Genomic DNA, 2,453 nt, shown 5'->3' with positions numbered 1-2,453 from the left:
ATGGCCGCATCGTCAATACCGGCACGGGGCTCACGCGCATCGTTGCGGACTCCGTGACGAATGCCGTGACCAATGCCCAGACCAATGCCCAGACCAATGCCGTGACGAACGCGGCATCGGAGGCCGAGACGCCGGCTTCCAGTACAGATGGCGGCGACGCTGCCTCGAAGGACACCGCGAAGAACTCCGCCGTGGGCTTCATCGGCGGCAATGGCGCGGTGCAGATCGCTGCCAACGTGCTCGAGAACGCCACTTCGGCGCGCCTCCAGTCCGGCGGCGAGCTGGTGCTGGCGATCGCCCGGCGCCTCGCCAACGGCGGCACGCTGTTCGCGGGCCACCACCTGTGGCTCGGCAAGGCCGACGCCCGCGCCACGGCAGTCACCGAAGTCCTCTCCCGCGCCTTGGCCGGTGACGCGCCCTTCGCCGCCGCGTCGCAACTGCGCGTGCAAAACAGTGGCGAGATCCACGGCATGGGTGATGCATGGATTCACGCCGCAACGCTCACGCACGCCGGCAGGCTCGCCTTCAATGGCAGCCTGGCCCTTCAGGCCGGGACGCTCGCCGGTGACGGCGGGATGCAGGCGGGCCGCGACCTGCTTGTCGCGGTCACCGGCGACTACACCCACGCGGCCGGGCGCGACTACCGCGCCGACGGCGACCTGAGCTTCACGGCCGGCGGCGTCTTCACCAACGCCGGCAGTTTGTCGGCGGTCAAGCGCCTGGCGGTCAATGCGGCCTCGATTCACAACATGAGCGGTGGCGCGCTGCGCGGCGGCACGACGGCGCTGGCCGCCACCGACGAGATCCGTAACGACGGCCGCATCGACGGCCAGGAGGTGAGCCTCAGCGCGCGGCGCGTGCACAACGCGGCCACGGTGCTTGGTGACCGCATCACTGTTGCCGCCACCGACATCGTCAACCAGGGCAGCCGCGCGGTGATGGCGGCCACCTCCGCGCTCGACCTGTGGGCCGGCGGCGACGTGCTCAACGACGACGGCGCGGTGCTGTATAGCCTCGGGGCATTGCGCATTGGCGCGGGCGACGAGCGCGACGCGCAGGGGTACCTGGCGCGCCAGACGGCGAGCCTCACCAACCGCTCGGCCACCCTTGAGGCCGGCGGCGATCTGGATATCGCCACGCGCAAGCTGGTGAACGAGCGCAGCTTCATCCATATCGAGAAGGCGGTGCCGCAAGGCACCAGGACCTTCAGCCGCCGCGTCTGGGTGGCGGGGTACCACGTCGACATCCGGCCCGGCGACGCGCAGGACCTGAACACCAACCTGCCGACGACGCACCGCAGCCATAGCCTGGCGGTCAACGGCGAGCCGGCGTTCATCCTGCAGGAGATCGAAGTCCGGGGCGAGCGGGGCGAGCCACCCCGGCGCGTCAAGGTCAGGAAGCCGAATCCGAAGAATCAGTCGTTCACCCAATGGACCTGGCACGAGGCCAAGGCGGCGTTGTCCGAGGAGAAGCTGCAGGCGGTCGCCGCCCCGGTGCGGGTGGTGATCCCGAAGTCGGGCGTGCGCGCGCTCGACGCCAACGGCAAGACCTTCCGCCTCGCGCATCCGATCGAAGAGGTGTATCAAGCCAGCGCCGCCTGGCAAGCCGCCGGCGCCGCGGAATTCCAGAAGCGCACCATCACGCACCACGCGATCCAGCATTTCGAGCGACTGGCGGAGGACGGCCAGGGCAACTACGTCATCGAGTTCTATCCGGATTTCGATCCCGGGACGCACCTGCGCCCGGGCGTGGTCGACGAGGCCGGCGGCCACCTCACGGGCGCGGCGGACGAGGGCGTGCGCATCCTGCGCTACCGGCCGGGCATGCGCGACGGGCGCGACTACAACGAGGTGCGGCGCGAGTTCCGCGAGAGCGCGACGATCGACCGCCTGATTGGCGCGGCCCCGGCGGCGCGCATCGCGTCGCAACGGGCCATGCGCATCAACGTCGACGGTGGCGAGGCACTCAATGACGCCTCGACCATCGCGGCGGGCGGCAACCTCGAGGTGCGCGGCAATGAGGGCGCGAGTGGGGGCGGCGCGATCACGGTCAAGGGCCTTGAGCTCGAGCGGCGCGTGAACCAGACGCAGACGAGCTGGGTCTACTGGCACGAGAAGCGCGGCAACAGTGCGCGCGAGGTGCGCGCGCATGACTTCTCGGTGGCGCAGCGCCGCGAGGTCGCAGGCGGCCTGCCGGCGATCGTGTCGTCGAACCAGCGGGTGAGCATCGCCGGGCGCGACGTGGCTGTGACCACGGTCAACCCGGACGGCGAGACCGTGGCCGGCACGCGCGCCATCTCCGACAGCGCCGGCAGCGCCGATGCGTTCGGCGAAGTTGATACCGTCGCCGTGCCGGCGCCGGCGCTGCCGGACCTGAAGCTGCCGAGCATCGGGCTGTTCGCAATCGTCGCCGCGCCCGCGCACCCCTACCTGGTGGTGACCGATCCGCGGTTC

At 70.5% G+C, this 2,453-nt stretch carries 1 protein-coding gene; it reads left to right on the top strand.

Translation table 11 applies throughout. The annotated features are described in order from the left end of the window. On the top strand, positions 1-2,453 hold a 2,453-nt coding region (locus PTE30175_RS28425; RefSeq protein ID WP_476703897.1), incomplete at both ends, for an autotransporter outer membrane beta-barrel domain-containing protein.

It is taken from the genome of Pandoraea terrae (assembly GCF_902459695.1).
GTDB lineage: Bacteria > Pseudomonadota > Gammaproteobacteria > Burkholderiales > Burkholderiaceae > Pandoraea > Pandoraea terrae.
Note: the sequence above shows the minus strand (reverse complement) of the source record. Positions and strands in the feature narration are given on the sequence as shown.